Raw genomic sequence first — 17,390 nt, forward strand, 5'->3', positions numbered from 1 at the left:
TTGTGACGCGATTCCGATACCTGGGACCCAGGATAGGACCGATCGGTGACAGTGGAGGAATGATTCTCGACGACGCACGAGACATGCGGGACGACCTGGTCGCGCTGCGGCGAGCCATCCACGCCGAGCCCGAGGTGGGCCTGGACCTGCCCCGCACCCGCGACACGGTGGTCGCCGCGCTCGACGGGTTGCCGCTGGAGCTGACGTTCGGCGCCGGCCTGACCTCGGTCACGGCCGTGCTGCGTGGCGGCCGGCCAGGACCTGCCGTGCTGCTGCGCGCGGACATGGACGCCCTCCCGCTCACCGAGCGGACCGGACTCGACTTCGCGTCCACTGTGGACGGGGCGATGCACGCGTGCGGGCATGACCTGCACACAGCGATGCTCGTCGGCGCGGCACGGCTGCTCGCGGCACGTCGCGACGAGCTCGCCGGCGATGTGGTGTTCATGTTCCAGCCAGGCGAGGAGGGCTGCGACGGGGCCGCGCTGATGGTCGCCGAAGGCGTGCTCGACGCGGCCGGACAGCGGGTGTCGGCCGCCTATGCCATGCACGTGTTCACCGCGGGGCTGCCGCAGGGGACGTTCACCACGCGTCCCGGCCCGGTCATGGCCTCCTGCGACGCGTTCGACGTCACGGTCCTCGGCTCGGGCGGGCACGGGTCTGCGCCGCACAAGGCCCGTGACCCGATCCCGGCGGCGTGCGAGATGGTGCTCGCGCTCCAGACCATGGTGACGCGCCGGATGGACGTGTTCGACCCGGTCGTGCTGACCACAGGTCAGTTCCACGCAGGCAGCCGACGCAACGTGATCCCCGACCGTGCCCGGTTCGAGACGACCGTGCGCGCGTTCTCCGACCGCGCCAGGAAAGAGGTCCTGTCGGCGGCGGGGCGGTTGGTCACCTCGATCGCCACCGGACACGGACTCACCGTCGACGTGTCCATCGCGGACGGCTATCCGGTGACGGTGAACGACCCCGGCAGGGCGGCGTTCGCGTCGACGGTGATCGCCGACGTCGTTGGCACGGAACGGTTCCAGCCCATGGCGGCCCCGTTCGCCGGCGCCGAGGACTTCTCGCGCGTGCTGACCGAGGTGCCGGGGGCGTTCGTGATCCTCGGCGCCTGCCCGCCCGACGCCGACCCGAAGACCGCGCCGGACAACCACTCCGAGACCGTGGTATTCGACGAAGGTGTCATCACCGACGGCGCCGCCGTGTACGCCGCACTCGCGCTAACGCAGGTCGGCCAGTAGCAGTCCGCTGCGGGGTTTCGGCGTGAAGTACGTGCTCTTGCGAGGCATGCGGCGACCTGCCGCGTGTTCTGCCAGCACAGTGGACAGTGGGATGGGGGCCAGTTCCAGCACCGCGTCGGTGTTGGGTGGAGGTTTGCGGCCGGCGGGTAAGGGCTGAACCTTGGAGCCTTCCGGGTCCAGATGGAGTGCCGCGGCGAGGAGGGTCTCCTCCACCACCGCGTGGTCCAGGCCGCCCGGCGGTAAGTCCACCACCAGGGTCGTGTTCGGGCAGCGAACTACCACGGTGCCCGGTGCGGGTGATCGCGGTTCCTCGTGGACGGTCAGTCCTGCGTTGCGCCACGCCGTGGCGAGGTCCGACGCCGTCAGGCCCGTGTTCGTCAGCACCCGGTGGATCGCGCCGATGCGGAGCCCGGGGCCCGCGGTGACGAGTGCCAACAAGCCGCCCAGCCCGGCGGACGCGGCGGCGGCTACCCGGTGGTTGCCGTCGGCCACCATGAGCGGATGTGCTTCCACGACGGCGAGGAGCGAGGTGTCGCTGGTCAGCCACAGGCGATGGCGGCGGCCCTTGGAGTCCACCGTGGACACCGCGGGTCGCTGGCCCGCGGTGTGGGCCCGGACCTCGGCCGTCAGGTCGTCCCGCTCCCCCACCGGGACCAGGAGGGCGGCGCTGGTGGCGTAGCCAAGGCCGGCTAACACCGCCGCGCGTTCCGCCACGATGTCCGGGTAGACCTCCTCGCTGTGGCGTACGTGTCCGGCGCCGACCGCGGCCGGGTCGACCATGCACAGCACGCCGCACGCGGTGCCGTCCGGGCCGTCCACCTCGTACGGTGCGACCACTGTGGACACGTCGCGGTAGGCGGTTCGCAGCAGCGTCTTGAGCGTGTTCCTGGCCGCCGGCAACGACTCCAGCAGGCCGCGGCCGGCCGCCAACGCCTCGGGGGTCCGATGTGGATGCTGTACGGCGAGGAGGGTGGCGCCGGACCGGGCGAGGGCTTCGGTGACCCGGTCCGGCTCGGCGAACTCGTCGACGTCCGGGCCTGGCACCTCGTCGCGCACGACCCAACCTCGCGTGATCGGCCGTACCCAGCCCATGTCAGAGATCGACCGCGGCGTAGAGCGAGCCGATCTCCTGGCGGGTCAACGGGCGTAGCGAGGCGGATCGCTGGTTGCCGAGGTGGACGTCGCCGATCTGGGTGCGGACCAGCTTGCGCACCGGCAGGTCGACGGCGGCGAGGAGCCGGCGGACGATGTGGTTGCGGCCTTCGTGCAGGACCACCTCGACCATCGCGCGGCCACCGCTCGTGTCGACGACCCGGAACGCGTCGACCCTGACCGGGCCGTCCTCGAGTTCGATGCCGTCACGGAGCGCGCGCCCGACCCCGCGGGGCACGGGCCCGGGCACCTCGGCGAGGTAGGTCTTGTTGACCGTGAAGGACGGGTGCATCAGGCGGTGCGCGAGATCGCCGTCGTTGGTGAGGATCAGCAGCCCCTCGGTTTCGACGTCGAGGCGTCCAACGTGGAAGAGCCGCTCATCCCGGTCACGGACGTAGTCGCCGACGCAGGGCCGGCCCCGGTCGTCGGACATCGTGGTGTGCACGCCGCGCGGCTTGTTGAACGCGAAGTACACGAGCCCTTCGCGAACCACGACACGCACGTCGTCGACGTGGATCACCGCGGTGTCCGGATCGACGCGGCGGCCGAACTCCGTGACCACCTTGCCGTCAACCTTGACCCGCCGCTGGGCGATGAGATCCTCGGCCGCACGCCGGGACGCGACGCCGGCGCGGGACAGCACCTTCTGCAGGCGGATGCCCTCCGGTTCAGAGTTCATCGATGGAGTCGACCTCCGGCAACAAAGGCGCGATCGGCGGCAGGTCGTCCAGAGAAGACAGTCCGAGGCGCTCGAGAAACAGTTCGGTTGTGCGGTAGAGGAAACCGCCGGTCTCCTGGTCGGTACCGGTCTCCTCCACCAGCCCGCGGGCGAGCAGGGTACGGATGACACCGTCGCAGTTCACCCCACGAACGGCGGCGACCCTGGCACGGGTCACGGGTTGACGGTAGGCGATGACGGCAAGCGTTTCGAGGGCGGCCCTGGTCAACTTGGCCCGCTGACCATCGAGTAGGAGCTTCTCGACATAGGGGGCGTAGCGGTCGCGGGTGTAGAAACGCCAGCCACCCCCGGCCCGACGAAGGTCGATGCCACGGTCCTGATTGGTGTATTTGTCGGAAAGAAGCCGCAGGTGCTCGGCCACCCGAAGAGGCGTGGTGTCCAGTGCGGCGGCGAGCCCCTCCTCCTCAGCTGGCGCGTCGACGACGAGAAGGAGCGCTTCGAGCGCTGACTCGAGGTCGGCGTCGCTGAGTGGGGCAAGGCCGTCCTCGGAGTCATCGTCGACCGGACCGGCTGCCTCGCCGGCAACGTCGGCCGGGACTGGGCTCTCACCGCTCGCGGGACCGTCATCGACGGCATCGCCGACAGGGAAAGAAGCGTCGTCAACGATGGCCGGCTGGGGATCGGTCGTGTCGACAGGGACCGCGCCCTCGCCGCTCGCGGGACCGTCATCCACGGCATCGCCCACGAGGAGGGAAGCGTCGTCAACGATGGCCGACTGGGGGTCAGTCGTGTCGACGGCCGGTTGGGAGTCGGGTGGTTCGGTGGATGAGCCACTTTCGCCGGCCGTGGCTGAGTGGATGAGTGGATCAGCCACTTCGTCGGGTGCCGTCGCGGCGGCAGGATCCGCTACGGCGCCCTCCGCCGAAGTCTCGGCCTGGGTCTCCGCCGGCGGCTCGACGGTGGGCTCCTCTTGGGCCTCAACAGCGGACTCGGAATGCCGCTCAGCCCCTGACGCGGCACGGCTCTCGGCACCGGGGTCGGCATCGGACTCGGCCTCTGGCTCGGCTTGGCTGTCCGCAGGGGCGTCGGCCGATGGTGCGGTAGCCAAGGCAGAGGTCTCCGAAGGCCCAGTCTCCGAAGCCGCGGTTTCGGAGACCGCGTCCCCGGCTTCCCGGGTCGCCTCCGTCACGTCCTCCTGGGGAGCCCCCGGCACTGGCTCAGTGGATGAGCCAGTCGGTGCCGGGGTGCTGTCGGCGTGGGGCTCGTGGTGTGGGTGCTGGTCGCTCACCCGTACTCCTCCTCGTCGCCGGGGGCGGGTGTTGTCGCGGCCGCTGTGGCTTCCTCCACGGTGCCGCCCGTCCACTCGACGTGTAGTTCCGCCAGGGCTTCTTCCTGGTAGAACCGGATGACATCTTCCTTGTACAGGTCGAGCAGGCCCAGGAACCGCGCGACCACCTCGATGCTGTGCTCGCAGTCGGTCACCAGTTCGGCGAAGGTCAGCCTGCCCGCCGATGCCAGGCGGACGCGGAGCACCGCCACGTGCTCCCGGACCGAGACCTTGCCCATGTGCAGGTGGTCGAGGGACACCATGGGGGGCTTCTTCGGGCGGAAGACCGCGGCCGCCAGGTCGGCGAAGCGGTTCGGGGTCACGCCCAGCATCACCTCGGGCAGCAGCGCCTGGAAGCGGTCCTCCAGGGTCACCGACCGCGGGTATCGGCGCAGGGCACCGGCCTCCAGCTCGGCGAACAGTGCCGCCACCTGCTTGTACGCCCGGTACTGCAGCAGCCGCGCGAAGAGCAGGTCCCTGGCCTCCAGCAGTGCCAGGTCCTCCTCGTCCTCGACGTCGCCCGTCGGGACCAACCGGGCCGCCTTCAGGTCGAGCAGCGTCGCCGCGATGACGAGGAACTCGGTGGTCTCGTCGAGGTTCCAGTCGTCGCCCGCCTGGCGCAGGTGTGCGATGAAGTCATCGGTCACCTGGTGCAGCGCGACCTCGGTGACGTCCAGCTCGTGCTGCGAGATGAGCTGGAGCAGCAGGTCGAACGGGCCCTCGAAGTTCGACAGCCGGACCGTGAAGCGGCCGGACCGGGTGTCCTCGGCGGGCGGGGTCTCATTCGTCATGACGTAGGCGCCGCACGAGCACCGACTCCTCGCCGTGTTCGTCGAGGTCGGCGAGCACGACCGCGATCGCCTCGCGGACCATCCTGCCGCGGTCCACGGTCAGCCCGTGTGTACCTCGGAGCGCGAGCCGGGCGTGTTCCAGCGCGAGCAGTTCCTCGTCGGAAACGTAGACGGTGATCTTCGACGTGTGCTTCTGCCGTGGTGTGCCGCGGCGTGCCGGGCCCCCGGCACGCTCCACCCACCCCGGGGCCACACCGTCGGCGGGGCCCGTCGGTCTGAACAGCTCATCCGCTCCCGGCAACGAAGGCCGGCGCGTCACCTGGCGGACACCTGTCGGGCGACCGTCTCCCGAGCGATCACCTCTCTGGCCAGCAGGCGGTACGCCTTGGCCCCCGCCGAACGCGGCGCCCACACAGTGATGGGCGCGCCGGCCACCGTGGTCTCCGGGAACCGGACGGTCCGGTTGATCACGGCGTCGAACACGACGTCACCGAAACGTTCGATGACGCGGGACATGACCTCGCGGGAGTGCACGGTGCGCGGGTCGTACATGGTCGCGAGGATGCCGGTGATCTCCAGCTTGGGGTTGAGCCGCTCACGCACCTTCTCGATCGTGTCGGTGAGCAGCGCGACACCACGCATCGAGAAGTACTCGCACTCCAGCGGGATGAGCACCCCGTCGGCGGCGGTGAGCGCGTTGACCGTCAGCAGGCCGAGCGAGGGCTGGCAGTCGATGAGGATGTAGTCGTACACGTCGATGACCGGCCGCAACACCCGCAGCAGCGTGTGCTCGCGGCCGACCTCGGCGACCAGCTGCACCTCGGCCGCGGACAGGTCGATGTTGCTCGGCAGCAGGTCCATGTTGTCGACGCCGGTGCGGATGATCGTGTCGTCGACGGTGATCGACCGCTCGATCATGACGTTGTAGATCGTCTTGTCGAGGGTGTGCGCTGGCATGCCGAGGCCGACGGACAGCGCGCCCTGCGGGTCGAAGTCGACGATCAGCACCCGGCGGCCGTACTCGGTCAGCGCGGCACCGAGGTTGATCGTCGAGGTGGTCTTGCCGACGCCGCCCTTCTGGTTGCACAGTGCGATGATCTTCGCCGGGCCGTGGCCGTTGAGCAGCGGCGGCTCCGGGATCTGCCGCTTGGCACGGTTGATGGCGCCCGATCCGTTCGAGCTCTCGTCGAGTGCTTCGTCCTCGTCAGAGGCCGCCCTCGGTGCGAGACTCAGCTCTTGGTCCGAGGGCTGCAATGTCGACATATCGACCTAGCTCCTTGTAGTCCGCGCTGTGCGCCGAAGCTTAGAGATTGTTGTCACGAACCGGCAAAGCGGCTCGCCGTCAACCCGGGTTTTTTATGGAATAAAAAGCCTGACCTGCCGGTTTGCCATGGCAAAACGATCTTCCTGGAGGGTTCGGATGTCCGTTCGCCAGCTCCGCCTCGTCGTGACGGCCGACGACTACGACGCCGCGGTGCGTTTCTACCGTGACGTGCTCGGCATGGCCGAACGGGAGTCCGTCCAGCCGGAGGGCGGCAGCCGCGTGATGATCCTGGACGCCGGCGCGGCGACCCTGGAGCTGGCCGAGCCTGCGACGGCCGAGTACATCGACCAGGTCGAGGTCGGGCGCCGGGTGGCGGGCCACATCCGCGTCGCGTTCGAGGTGGACGACGTGCACGGCGGCACCGCCGCGCTGCGTGACGCGGGCGGCGAGGTCCTCGCGGAGCCGAGGAAGACCCCGTTCCGGTCGACGAACGCGCGGGTCGAGGGCCCGGCCGGGCTACAGCTGACTCTGTTCCAGATGGACGAGAGCTGAAACACGCCGTCAACCAACATCCTTGCCAATCGGCCTAGCCTCGGGGGATGCCAGGGCCACGACGCCGGTCAGCGCTGATCGCGCAGTTGTTGCAGGAACCGGCGGTCACCTCGCAGGCGGCGATCCTCGCCGAGCTGCGGCGCTGTCTGCTGGACGGCGGCGTGCCGCCGGGTACGCCGATACCGCCCGACGAGGTCGCCGCCGTGTTCGGGGTCAGCCGGATCCCGGTCCGCGAGTCGCTCAAGACGCTCATCGGCGAGGGGCTGGTCGAGCACCGGCCCAACGCCGGTTACACGGTGGCGAAGCTGACCCCGGCCGAGCTGCGCGAGTTGTACCTGGTCCGCGAGGTGCTGGAAACCGCGGCGCTCAACGCGGCGGTCGGCGCGGCGACGGCGGCGGACGACGCGCACGCCCGCGAGGCGCACGGCGCGCTGGAGGACGCGATCTCCTCGGGTGACGTGCGTGGGTACCACCGGGAGAGCCGGCGGTTCCACTTCGCACTGGTGCGGCCGTGCGGGATGCACCGGCTGCTCACCATGTTCGAGTCCGCGTGGAACATCACCGAACCGGTGCAGCCCATGGCACACCTGTCCGTGGCCGGCCGGACGACGCTGCACCGCGACCACGGCGAGATGCTGGCCGCGTTCGAGCGGCGCGACGCGGCGGCTTTGTTGCGGGTGGCTGGCGAGCACCACCGGCGGCTCGAGGCCTCGCTCGCCACGCTCCCGGAACACACCGGACTCTTCCGGCCAAATATATGATCCAGGACACAGCTGCGTAACACACCGCGCTTAGCGTCGATGGGCATGACCGAGACCGTGCCGCGTGACGCCACGATCGTAGCCGCACCGGACTACGACCCGCGCTTGACGAACGAGGACCTGGCCCCGCTCCGCAACCAGACCTGGGGCTCCTACAACATCTTCGCGTTCTGGATGTCCGATGTGCACAGTGTCGGCGGCTACGTCACCGCCGGCAGCCTGTTCGTGCTCGGACTGTCGAGCTGGCAGGTGCTGATCTCGCTGGTCGTCGGCATCTCGATCGTCTACCTGTTCTGCAACCTGGTCGCGAAGCCGAGCCAGCTCACCGGGGTGCCGTTCCCGGTCATCTGCCGGACCGTGTTCGGTGTACTCGGCGCGAACATCCCGGCCATCATCCGCGGGCTGATCGCCGTTGCCTGGTACGGGATCCAGACCTACCTCGCCTCGGTCGCGCTGAACGTCGTGCTGATCAAGCTGTTCCCCGGCCTCGGTCCGCTCGCGGACGTGGACCAGTACGGCTTCCTCGGCCTGCCGCTGCTCGGCTGGCTGTCCTACGCGATCCTGTGGGTGGCGCAGGCGGCCGTGTTCTGGACGGGCATGGAGTCGATCCGCCGGTTCATCGACTTCTGCGGTCCGGCGGTGTACGTCGTGATGTTCCTGCTCTGCGGTTACCTGATCTACGAGGCCGGCTGGAGCGCGATCGACCTGAACCTCGGCGAGGTCCGCTACACCGGCTTCGACGCGGTGCCGGTGATGCTCGGGGCGATCGCGCTCGTGGTGTCCTACTTCTCCGGTCCGATGCTGAACTTCGGCGACTTCTCCCGCTACGGCAGGAGCTTCGCGGCCGTCAAGCGCGGCAATCTGCTCGGCCTGCCGCTGAACTTCCTGATGTTCTCGATCCTCGTCGTCGTGACTGCGTCGCTGACGGTGCCGGTGTTCGGCGAGCTGATCACCGATCCGGTCGAGACGGTGGCCCGCATCGACAGCACGTTCGCGATCGTCCTTGGTGCGCTGACCTTCACGGTCGCCACGATCGGCATCAACATCGTGGCCAACTTCATCTCGCCGGCGTTCGACTTCTCGAACGTCAGTCCACAACGGATCAGCTGGCGCGCGGGCGGCATGATCGCGGCCGTCGGCTCCGTGCTCATCACGCCGTGGAACCTCTACAACAACCCGGAGGTCATCCACTACACCCTCGAGGTGCTCGGCGCGTTCATCGGCCCGCTGTTCGGCGTACTGATCGCGCACTACTACGTGGTGAGCCGGCAGGTCGTGGACATCGACGCAATGTTCACGTTGTCCGAGGACGGGAAGTACCACTTCCGCAAGGGATACAACCCGAAGGCGATCATCGCGACGGCGTCCGGCGCGGTGCTCGCACTGGTACCGGTGCTGTGGAAGGGCGGTCCCGGGATGTCCACCACCGCCCAGTACACGTGGTTCATCGGCATGGCGGTCGGCTTCGTGGTGCACACCCTGCTGTCCCGGCGGAAGGTCTGACGCGTGTTGATCAAGGTGATCAACCCGAACACCAGCGTGCCGATGACCGAGGCGATCGAACGGTCGGCGCGGGCCGTGGCCGGTGAGAAGGTGCACGCGGTGACCGCGTCCATGGGTCCTGCGTCGATCGAGAGCCACTACGACGAGGCGCTCGCGGCGCCGGGCGTGCTGGCCGAGATCGGGGACGCGGACGGGTACGTGATCGCCTGCTTCGGCGATCCCGGCCTGGACGCGGCCCGCGAGGTCTCGGACGGGCCCGTGGTCGGCATGGCCGAGGCGGCGATGCGTGCGGCCAGCTACCTCGGCCGCGGGTTCAGCGTCGTGACCACTGTGGACCGGAGCAGGGGCCGCACGTGGGACCTCGCCGAGCGGTACGGCGTCGCACGGTTCTGCCGGGGTGTGCACGCGTGCGGCATCCGGGTGCTGGACCTCGATCGTGACCCGGACGCGCTCGCGACCATCACCGCGGCGTGCCGGAAAGCACTGGCACGCGACGAGTCGGACGCGATCGTGCTGGGCTGCGCCGGCATGACGCACCTGGTCGCCGACCTCAGCGCGGAGATCGGCGCCCCGGTGGTGGACGGCGTGCAGGCCGCGACGCTCGCCGTCCAGTCACTGCTGGCGATGGGGCTGCGCACCGGCGACCGCGGCGAGTTCGCGGCCCCACCACCGAAGCCGTACCGCGGGTTGCTGCACGGCTTCGCCCGTTAGATCCTGCCGATACCGACACCGGCCCGCACGGCCGCCGGCACACTGGCCGGGTTGTCCACTGTGTACTGGTAGTACGTGCGGGGTTCGGTGACCGAACCGGACACCTCACAGCCACCTGAGCTGGTGAACACGTTGTTCCGCTGCACGAGCCTGCCGGGACCGGAGTCGGCGTAGCCGCTGGCCGAGTAGCACGGGAACGGGACGTTCTCGAAGTAGTTGCCCTCGACCAGCACGCCGGCGTTCATCGTGGACGCCACGGCGTAGAGGCTGTTGGCGCGGAAGTAGTTGTTGTACACGTGCACCGGCTCGCCGAACCGGACGCGGGGATGTCGCTGGACCGAACCGTCGAAGAAGTTGTGGTGGATGGTGACCTTCAGGTGCCCGGTGTCCTGCGACGCGTTGCCGTCGGAGTGCCCGATCAGCATGGACTTGTCGGTGCCGCGGAAGTGGTTCCACGAGACGGTCACGTACTCGGCGCCGCGGACGATGTCGACCGCGCCGTCCACCGGGGCCACGAACTCGTTGTGGTCGATCCAGATGTGGTGTGAGTTCTGCCCGACGTTCACCGCGTCGTCCTCGGCGCCTGAGAACCTGATGTTGCGGACGATCACGTTGTAGGAGCGGTAGAAGTCCAGCCCTCCCCCGGTGATCTCGGCGGAGGTGCCGATGCCGACGATGGTCTTGTTCGGCCGGACGCCCTGCTTGCTGGTGATGGCGATCCGCCCGGACACCTGGATGACCATCGGGCCGACGGTGTCGATGTACTCCAACAGCTGGTCGGTGGTGGTCGCGGTGACCACCGGACCCCCGACGCCGCCGGTGGTTCCGTTCTGCCCCAACGCGTTCACGCTGGCGAAGCCGTCGACGGCGTTCGCCGCGAGCGTCGCCGTGATCTTGCCGACGCCGGCGCCGGCGCGCACGATCGACGGCACGCTGGACGGGGCGTCCACCGTGTACGCGTAGAACGTGCGGGGCTCGGTGACCGTGCCGGCGGTCTCCGGCACGCCGGAGTTCACGAAGACGTTGTTGCGCGCCACCAACCGGCCGGGCCCGCTTTCGTCGTACCCCACGTAGCTCGGGTGCGCGACGTTCTCGAAGTAGTTGCCCTCGACGAGCACCCCGGCATCCATTGTGGACGCGACGCCGTACAGTCCGTTGTTCCGGTAGTAGTTGTTGAACACGTGCACCGGGTCGCCGAACCGCACGCGTGGGTGGCGCTGTTCGGTGCCGTCGAAGAAGTTGTGGTGGTAGGTCACCCTGAGGTGCCCGGCGTCCTGGGTGTAGGTGTCCGAGTGACCGACCAGCGAGGCCTTGCTGTGGCCGTGGAAGTGGTTCCAGGACACGGTGACGTAGTCGGACGCCCGCTTGATGTCGAGCAGGCCGTCGTAGCCGCCGGAGAAGTCGTTGTGGTCGATCCAGACGTGATGCGCCGAGTTCGTGACGCTGATCGAGTCGTCCGATGCGCCGGTGAACCTGATGTTGCGCACGATCACGTTGTTCCCGGGCCGGGTGGTCGAGCCCATCTGCAGGCCGCCGCCGGAAATCTCCGCGGCGCCGACGCCGACGATGGTTTTGTTGGCCACCACGGTGATCATGTCGTCGAACGTGATCCGCCCGGTGACCTGGATGGTGTACGGGGTGTTTCGGCCCGCGTAGTACGCGAGGTCGGTCGCGTTGGTGACCGTGACGGTCGGACCGGCGGCGCCGCCGGTGGTGCCGTTCTGTCCCAACGCGTTGACGCTGGCGAACCCGACCGGCGTGTCTGCCAGTGGACTGACGGGTTCGGCGCTCGACTGCGCCACCGCCACTAATGGGAGCGCGAGCAATATGACGGAGAAGGACCGCAGGAGGGCGCGGCGAAGCAATGGGGGCATCGTTGCCTCCGCACATTCGACGATCAGCAGGGTACGCGGAAAGCGCTTGCCTAAGACGGTAGAACCGGACACCGACGACGTCAATGGGTCACTGAACGTTCACCTGGCGTGACAAGCCCTAGGGAAAGCGCTATCCACGCGCTCGGGGATGTGCGGTGGCGTACACCTCGCGCAGCGTGTTCACCGTGACGAGGGTGTACACCTGCGTCGTGGTGACCGACGCGTGGCCGAGCAGCTCCTGGACAACGCGGACGTCAGCGCCACCCTCCAACAGGTGCGTGGCGAACGAGTGGCGCAGGGTGTGCGGGGAGACGGTCGCCGCGAGCCCGGCCTGCTCGGCGGCCACCTTCAGCGTCTGCCACGCGCTCTGCCGGGACAGCCGCCCACCCCGCACGTTCAGGAACACGGCGGGACTCCCCCGGCCACCCGCGGCGAGCTCCGGCCGGGCTCGCACGAGGTAGGCGTCCAGCGCGTCGAGCGCCGGCCGGCCGATCGGCACCAGCCGCTGCTTGCCGCCCTTGCCGTCCAGCAGCACCGTGCGCTCGGCGGCGTCGATGTCGTCCAGGTCCAGGCCGACCGCCTCGGAGATGCGGGCGCCGGTCGAGTACAGGACCTCCAGCAACGCGCGCTCCCGCAGCCCCGACGGCGTCTCCAGCAGCCGCAGCACGTCGTCGACCGGCAGTGCCTTGGGTAACCGGCGTGGCGCGGCCGGCGGCTTCACCTCGCGGGCCGCGTCCAGCTCGGCGATCCCTTCCCGCACAGCGAACTTGTGCAGGCCACGCACGGCGACCAGTGCACGCGCGGCCGACGACGCGGCGAGGGGCGGGTGCTCGTCGGTGCCCTCCCGCAGCACCGCGAGGAACGCCGACACGTGTGCCTCGGTCACCGCGTCCAGAGTCAGCACGCCGAGTGCGGCCAGGTGCCGTTCGTACCGGCGCAGGTCACGGGTGTACCCGTCGAGTGTGTTGCGTGCGGTACCTCGCTCGACGGCGAGGTGGTCCAGGTAAGCGGTGATGGCGCTGCCGACGGTCAGCCCGCACCCCCGAACACCATGCCGTGCGCCTCCGCCACCTCGGCGAGCATCACCTTGCCCTCGGCGACGTTGAGGCCCGCGGCCAGGGCGGGGTCCTGGAGCGCGGCGAGCCCCTTGTCGGCCAGTGCCACCGCGTACGGCAGGGTCACGTTGGTGAGCGCCCACGTCGAGGTGTTCGGCACCGCGCCCGGCATGTTCGCCACGCAGTAGAACACCGACTCGTGCACGGTGAACGTCGGGTCGGCGTGTGTGGTCGGTCGCGAGTCGGCGAAGCAACCGCCCTGGTCGATGGCGATGTCGACCAGGACTGACCCGGGTCGCATCTGCGCCACCAACTCGTTGCTCACGAGCTTCGGCGCCTTCGCGCCCGGCACGAGCACCGCGCCGATCACCAGGTCCGCCCACCGGCACGCCTTGGCGATCTCGTAGGCGTTGCTGGCGACGGTCTGCAGGTGGCCCCGGTAGGTGAAGTCGATCTGCCGCAGCCGGTTCACGTTGGTGTCGAGGACGATCACCTCGGCCTGCATGCCCAGCGCGACCGTCGCCGCGTTCATCCCCGCGACCCCGGCACCGATCACCACGACCTTGCCCGCCGGCACCCCGGGCACACCCGCGAGCAGCACTCCTCGGCCACCCTGCGCGCGTTCCAGGCAGTGCGCCCCGACCTGTGGGGCCATCCGGCCGGCGACCTCGCTCATCGGCGCGAGCAGCGGCAGCGAGCCGTCCGGGCCGCGGACGGTCTCGTAGGCGATGGCGGTGGTGCCTGCGTCGACCAGCGCGCGGGTGCACTCCTCGTTCGCGGCGAGGTGCAGGTAGGTGAACAGGATCTGGCCGCGCCGCAGTCGCGGGTACTCCTCCGGCATCGGCTCCTTGACCTTGAGCACGAGGTCGGCGGACGCCCACAGCTCGTCGGCGGTCGGGACGATCTTGGCGCCGGCCGCGACGTAGTCGTGGTCGGGCAGCGACGACCCGTCCCCGGCGCCGGCCTCGACCAGCACGTCGTGGCCGTGGTGCACCAGCTCGACGACCCCGGCGGGCGTGATCGCGACCCGGTACTCGTGGTTCTTCACCTCGCGAGGCACTCCGACCAGCATCCCCGACCCCTCCCTCCACCCGGACGCCGTTGCCCGGCCAGCGGGAGCCTATCGCCGCTCGCCGCTTCCCGCCGGCATACCGCGCGGCGGGGATACAGTGGATACATGACGCTCCCTGTGTCGGCCTCGGGATCGAGATCAGGCCGAGTGCTTGGCGACCGCACCTCAGGGGAACGTGACGTAAGCCGGCCACAGGCACGTGACCAAGCGGGACCTGCCCTCCCCAACGTGACCAACACATTGAAATTCGGGGAGGCGGAACAGTTATGACCGACAGTGACAGCCTCCGCATCGGCACCGAGGAGCGCGAGTCCGCGGTCAAGTTCCTGTCTGACCACATGTCCGCCGGTCGGCTCTCGCTAGAGGAGTACGAGGAGCGGATGTCCGCCGCGCTGGAGGCCCGTACCAGAGCGGACCTGAAACACCTGTTCACGGATCTGCCGCCGCCGCACCCGCCGTTCATGGCGCCGCTGATCACCCTGCCACCGCCGGTCGGGCCACCGACGTACGTCCCGTCCGCACCGCCGGCGGTGCAGTACGAGTCCGAGCGGTACCGGTTGGTGGCCGGCGTGTTACAGCTCGCGTTCCCGTTCGGGATCGGCCGGTTCTACACCGGACACACGGGTATCGCGGTGGCGCAGCTGGTGTCCTCGCTCCTGCTCGTCGGGATCATCTGGAGCTGGGTCGACGGCATCATGATGCTGGCGAACGGCGGCTACGACGTCGACGGCCTCCGGCTGCGTGGTTTCTAGCGGCCCGCCAGGAACCCTCGCAGCAGTGCGGCGGTGCCCTCGAGGTGTTCGGCCATGGCCTGGCGTGCCGCGGGCGCGTCGCCGGCCAGGATGGCGTTCACGATGGTCCGGTGCTGGGTGTTGGAGTGCTCGATGTTGGCCGCCAGCAACGGGATCGCGTCCAGTAGTTCGTTGACCCGGGTGCGGACGTCGGCGACCGCGGTGGTGAGCGACGGGGACCCGGCCACCTCCGCGATGGCCAGGTGCAGCCGGGAGTCGCGGCGGCGGTACTCCGCCTGCTCGGTGTCCACACCGGACACGTCGAGGAGCGCCGCGGTCAGGTGTTGCCTGTCGGCCGGGGTGAGTGCGCGGGCGGCCGCCGCCTCGACCGCGCCGCATTCCAGAACGTGCCGCAATGTGAGCACATCCTCCAGGTCCCCTGCCGGCGCCGGGCTGGGCGCCGGTGACGGCAGGGACTCCGCGACGAACGTGCCTCCGTAGCGGCCGCGCCGTGACTCGACGTAACCGGCGTCGGCGACCGCCCGGATGGCGTCCCGCAGGGTCACCCGGCTCACGCCGAGCCGCGCGGCCAGGTCCCGTTCGGCGGGCAGCTTCTCCCCCGGCGCGGCCACGCCGAGCCGAATCGCCTGGAGCAGCCGTTCCACGGTCTCCTCGAAGGCGTTCCGGGTGCGTACCGGGCGGAACAACGCCTCGGTCACTCCCTTGTGTTCGGTCACGGTCCGCTGGCTCATTCCCCCCACGGCCTTACAACGGAGTGGTGTACGCGCCCGAGATCCCGCCGTCCACCAGGAACGTCGAAGCGGTCATGTACGACGAGTCGTCGCTGGCGAGGAACGCGGCGGCGGCGGCGATCTCCGCGGCTTCGGCGAACCGGCCCATCGGCACGTGCACGAGCCGACGCTGCGCCCGTTCCTCGTCCGACGCGAAGAGCTCCTGGAGCAGCGGCGTGTTCACCGGGCCGGGGCACAACGCGTTGACGCGGATCCCTTCCCGCGCGAACTGCACGCCCAGCTCGCGGGTCATCGTGAGCACGCCGCCTTTCGAGGCGGAGTAGGAGATCTGCGAGGTCGCGGCGCCCATCACCGCCACGAACGACGCGGTGTTGATGATCGACCCCTTGCCCTGGGCGCGCATGTGCGGCAGAACGTGCTTGCAGCACAGGTACACCGAGGTGAGGTTGACCCGCTGCACCTTCTCCCACACCTCGATGCCGGTGTCCAGGATGGAGTCGTCCTCCGGCGGGGAGATACCCGCGTTGTTGAACGCGACGTCCACGCGGCCATGGTCGGCGACGACCTGCGCGAACATGGCCTCGACGGCCTGTTCGTCGGTGACGTCACAGGTGATCGCGGCGCCGCCGGTCTCCTTCGCGAGCGTCTCGATGGCGTCGGTGTTGAGGTCGACACCGACCACGACGGCACCCTCCTCGGCGAACCTCTTCGCCGAGGCGAGCCCGATCCCGCTGGCCGCCCCCGTGATCACCGCGACGCGGCCCTCTAAACGATTCACTTAGACCCCCTCTGTGGAGATGAACACGTTCTTGGTCTCGGTGAACGCGGCCAGCGCGTCCGGCCCCAGCTCGCGGCCGAGACCGGACTGCTTGACGCCGCCGAACGGCGTCCAGTACCGCACCGAGGAGTGCGAGTTGACCGACAGGTTGCCGGCCTCGACGCCGCGGGCGACCCGCATGGCGCGACCGACGTTCTCGGTCCAGATGGAGCCGGACAGGCCGTACTCCGTGTCGTTGGCCAACCGGACGGCCTCGTCCTCGTCGGCGAACGTCTGCACCGTGACGACAGGGCCGAAGACCTCGTCGGTGACGACCCGGTCGGTGGCCGAGCGCGGGGTCACGACCGTTGGCGGGAACCAGAATCCCGGCCCATCGGGTTTGCCGCCGCGGAACGCGACCGGTGTCTCGTCGTCCACATAGGACGACACGGACGCGAGGTGCGCCGCGGAGATCAGCGGCCCCATCTCGGTCTTCTCGTCCCCCGGGTCACCGACCACCACGCCACGCACCGCCGGTTCGAGCAACTCCATGAACCTCTCGTACACGTCGCGCTGTACGAGGATCCGCGAGCGGGCACAGCAGTCCTGGCCCGCGTTGTCGAACACACCGTACGGCGCGGTGGCGGCCGCCTTCTCGAGGTCGGCGTCGGCGAACACGATGTTGGCGTTCTTGCCGCCCAGCTCGAGCGTCACGCGTTTCACCTGTGCGGCGCAGCCGGCCATGATCTGCCGGCCCACCTCGGTCGAGCCGGTGAAGACCACCTTGCGCACCAACGGGTTGTCCACGAACCGCTGACCCACCACGGACCCGCGGCCGGGCAGCACCTGGAAGACGTCCTCGGGGATGCCGGCCTCGCGGGCCAGCTCACCGAGCCTGATCGCGGTCAGCGGGGTCAGTTCGGCCGGCTTGAGCACGACGGTGTTGCCGGCGGCGAGTGCGGGCGCGAAACCCCAGCCGGCGATCGGCATCGGGAAGTTCCACGGCACGATCACGCCGACCACCCCGAGCGGCTCCTTGAACGTCACGTCCACCCCGCCGGGGACCGGGATCTGCCGGCCGAACAGCCGCTCCGGCGCGGCCGCGTAGTAGTGCAGGACGTCGCGGACGTTGCCCGCCTCCCACCGGGCGTTGCCGATGGTG

General features: G+C 69.4%; 18 protein-coding genes. 6 read left to right on the top strand and 12 right to left on the bottom strand.

Annotation, left to right across the window (positions count from 1 at the left end; all coding sequences use genetic code 11):
* Positions 1-59: 59 nt before the first annotated feature.
* On the top strand, positions 60-1,247 hold the full coding sequence (locus VF106_RS32445; RefSeq protein ID WP_330843712.1) for a M20 metallopeptidase family protein: 1,188 nt from the start codon (positions 60-62) through the stop codon (positions 1,245-1,247).
* Here the strand turns inward: VF106_RS32445 and VF106_RS32450 are convergent.
* The 6 genes from VF106_RS32450 to VF106_RS32475 form a co-directional block, all read right to left on the bottom strand.
* Positions 1,227-2,339 carry a DUF1015 family protein gene (locus VF106_RS32450; protein ID WP_330843713.1) on the bottom strand — a complete coding sequence of 371 codons (1,113 nt, stop codon included), beginning with the start codon at positions 2,337-2,339 and terminating at the stop codon, positions 1,227-1,229. The two genes, VF106_RS32445 and VF106_RS32450, sit on opposite strands and share 21 nt — an antisense overlap.
* Before the next feature lies 1 nt (position 2,340).
* Entirely contained in the window at positions 2,341-3,078 is a 738-nt protein-coding gene (locus VF106_RS32455) for a pseudouridine synthase (protein ID WP_330843714.1), read from the bottom strand.
* A complete protein-coding gene (scpB, locus tag VF106_RS32460; protein ID WP_414639111.1) occupies positions 3,068-3,847 on the bottom strand; it encodes an SMC-Scp complex subunit ScpB in 780 nt (259 codons plus the stop codon). The genes VF106_RS32455 and scpB overlap by 11 nt, the downstream gene beginning before the upstream one ends.
* Positions 3,848-4,362: 515 nt before the next feature.
* On the bottom strand, positions 4,363-5,196 hold the full coding sequence (locus VF106_RS32465) for a segregation and condensation protein A (RefSeq protein WP_330843715.1): 834 nt from the start codon (positions 5,194-5,196) through the stop codon (positions 4,363-4,365).
* The gene (locus VF106_RS32470) at positions 5,186-5,515 is read right to left on the bottom strand and encodes a hypothetical protein (RefSeq protein ID WP_330843716.1); all 330 of its coding nucleotides are present in this window, start codon (positions 5,513-5,515) and stop codon (positions 5,186-5,188) included. Before VF106_RS32470 ends, VF106_RS32465 begins: the two co-directional genes overlap by 11 nt.
* Positions 5,512-6,459: a ParA family protein gene (locus tag VF106_RS32475; RefSeq protein WP_330843717.1), complete on the bottom strand. Its 948-nt coding sequence runs from the start codon at positions 6,457-6,459 to the stop codon at positions 5,512-5,514. The genes VF106_RS32470 and VF106_RS32475 overlap by 4 nt, the downstream gene beginning before the upstream one ends.
* Before the next feature lie 157 nt (positions 6,460-6,616).
* Between VF106_RS32475 and VF106_RS32480 the strand changes: the two genes are divergently transcribed.
* From VF106_RS32480 to VF106_RS32495, 4 genes are read left to right on the top strand one after another with little or no spacing between them, the layout of a single operon-like run.
* On the top strand, positions 6,617-7,012 hold the full coding sequence (locus tag VF106_RS32480) for a VOC family protein (RefSeq protein ID WP_330843718.1): 396 nt from the start codon (positions 6,617-6,619) through the stop codon (positions 7,010-7,012).
* A 47-nt stretch (positions 7,013-7,059) separates the two neighbouring features.
* Entirely contained in the window at positions 7,060-7,773 is a 714-nt protein-coding gene (locus tag VF106_RS32485) for a GntR family transcriptional regulator (RefSeq protein WP_330843719.1), read from the top strand.
* Between the two features lie 45 nt (positions 7,774-7,818).
* Positions 7,819-9,276, top strand: a complete 1,458-nt coding sequence (locus VF106_RS32490; RefSeq protein ID WP_330843720.1) for an NCS1 family nucleobase:cation symporter-1 — start codon at positions 7,819-7,821, stop codon at positions 9,274-9,276.
* Positions 9,277-9,279: 3 nt separating this feature from the next.
* Positions 9,280-9,987, top strand: coding sequence for an aspartate/glutamate racemase family protein (locus VF106_RS32495; protein WP_330843721.1), 708 nt, complete (start codon positions 9,280-9,282; stop codon positions 9,985-9,987).
* Here the strand turns inward: VF106_RS32495 and VF106_RS32500 are convergent.
* The 3 genes from VF106_RS32500 to ald form a co-directional block, all read right to left on the bottom strand.
* Positions 9,984-11,861 (bottom strand): pectate lyase family protein, encoded by a 1,878-nt coding sequence (locus VF106_RS32500; protein WP_330843722.1) that lies wholly within the window; start codon positions 11,859-11,861, stop codon positions 9,984-9,986. The two genes, VF106_RS32495 and VF106_RS32500, sit on opposite strands and share 4 nt — an antisense overlap.
* A 130-nt stretch (positions 11,862-11,991) precedes the next feature.
* Positions 11,992-12,894 (bottom strand): site-specific tyrosine recombinase XerD, encoded by a 903-nt coding sequence (locus VF106_RS32505; RefSeq protein WP_330843729.1) that lies wholly within the window; start codon positions 12,892-12,894, stop codon positions 11,992-11,994.
* The gene (ald, locus tag VF106_RS32510; RefSeq protein WP_330843723.1) at positions 12,891-13,988 is read right to left on the bottom strand and encodes an alanine dehydrogenase; all 1,098 of its coding nucleotides are present in this window, start codon (positions 13,986-13,988) and stop codon (positions 12,891-12,893) included. The genes VF106_RS32505 and ald overlap by 4 nt, the downstream gene beginning before the upstream one ends.
* 266 nt (positions 13,989-14,254) lie before the next feature.
* On the opposite strand from ald, the gene VF106_RS32515 reads away from it, so the two are divergent.
* Positions 14,255-14,740 carry a DUF1707 domain-containing protein gene (locus VF106_RS32515; RefSeq protein WP_330843724.1) on the top strand — a complete coding sequence of 162 codons (486 nt, stop codon included), beginning with the start codon at positions 14,255-14,257 and terminating at the stop codon, positions 14,738-14,740.
* On the opposite strand, the gene VF106_RS32520 is transcribed toward VF106_RS32515, so the two are convergent.
* The 3 genes from VF106_RS32520 to VF106_RS32530 all read right to left on the bottom strand — a co-directional run.
* Positions 14,737-15,471, bottom strand: a complete 735-nt coding sequence (locus VF106_RS32520) for a FadR/GntR family transcriptional regulator (protein ID WP_330843725.1) — start codon at positions 15,469-15,471, stop codon at positions 14,737-14,739. The genes VF106_RS32515 and VF106_RS32520 overlap by 4 nt on opposite strands.
* Positions 15,472-15,484: 13 nt before the next feature.
* On the bottom strand, positions 15,485-16,249 hold the full coding sequence (locus tag VF106_RS32525; RefSeq protein WP_330843726.1) for a 3-oxoacyl-ACP reductase: 765 nt from the start codon (positions 16,247-16,249) through the stop codon (positions 15,485-15,487).
* Positions 16,250-17,390: aldehyde dehydrogenase family protein (locus VF106_RS32530; RefSeq protein ID WP_330843727.1), on the bottom strand; the 1,141-nt coding region annotated here is incomplete at its 5' end.

Source organism: Actinophytocola sp. (assembly GCF_036378875.1).
Lineage (GTDB): Bacteria > Actinomycetota > Actinomycetes > Mycobacteriales > Pseudonocardiaceae > Actinophytocola.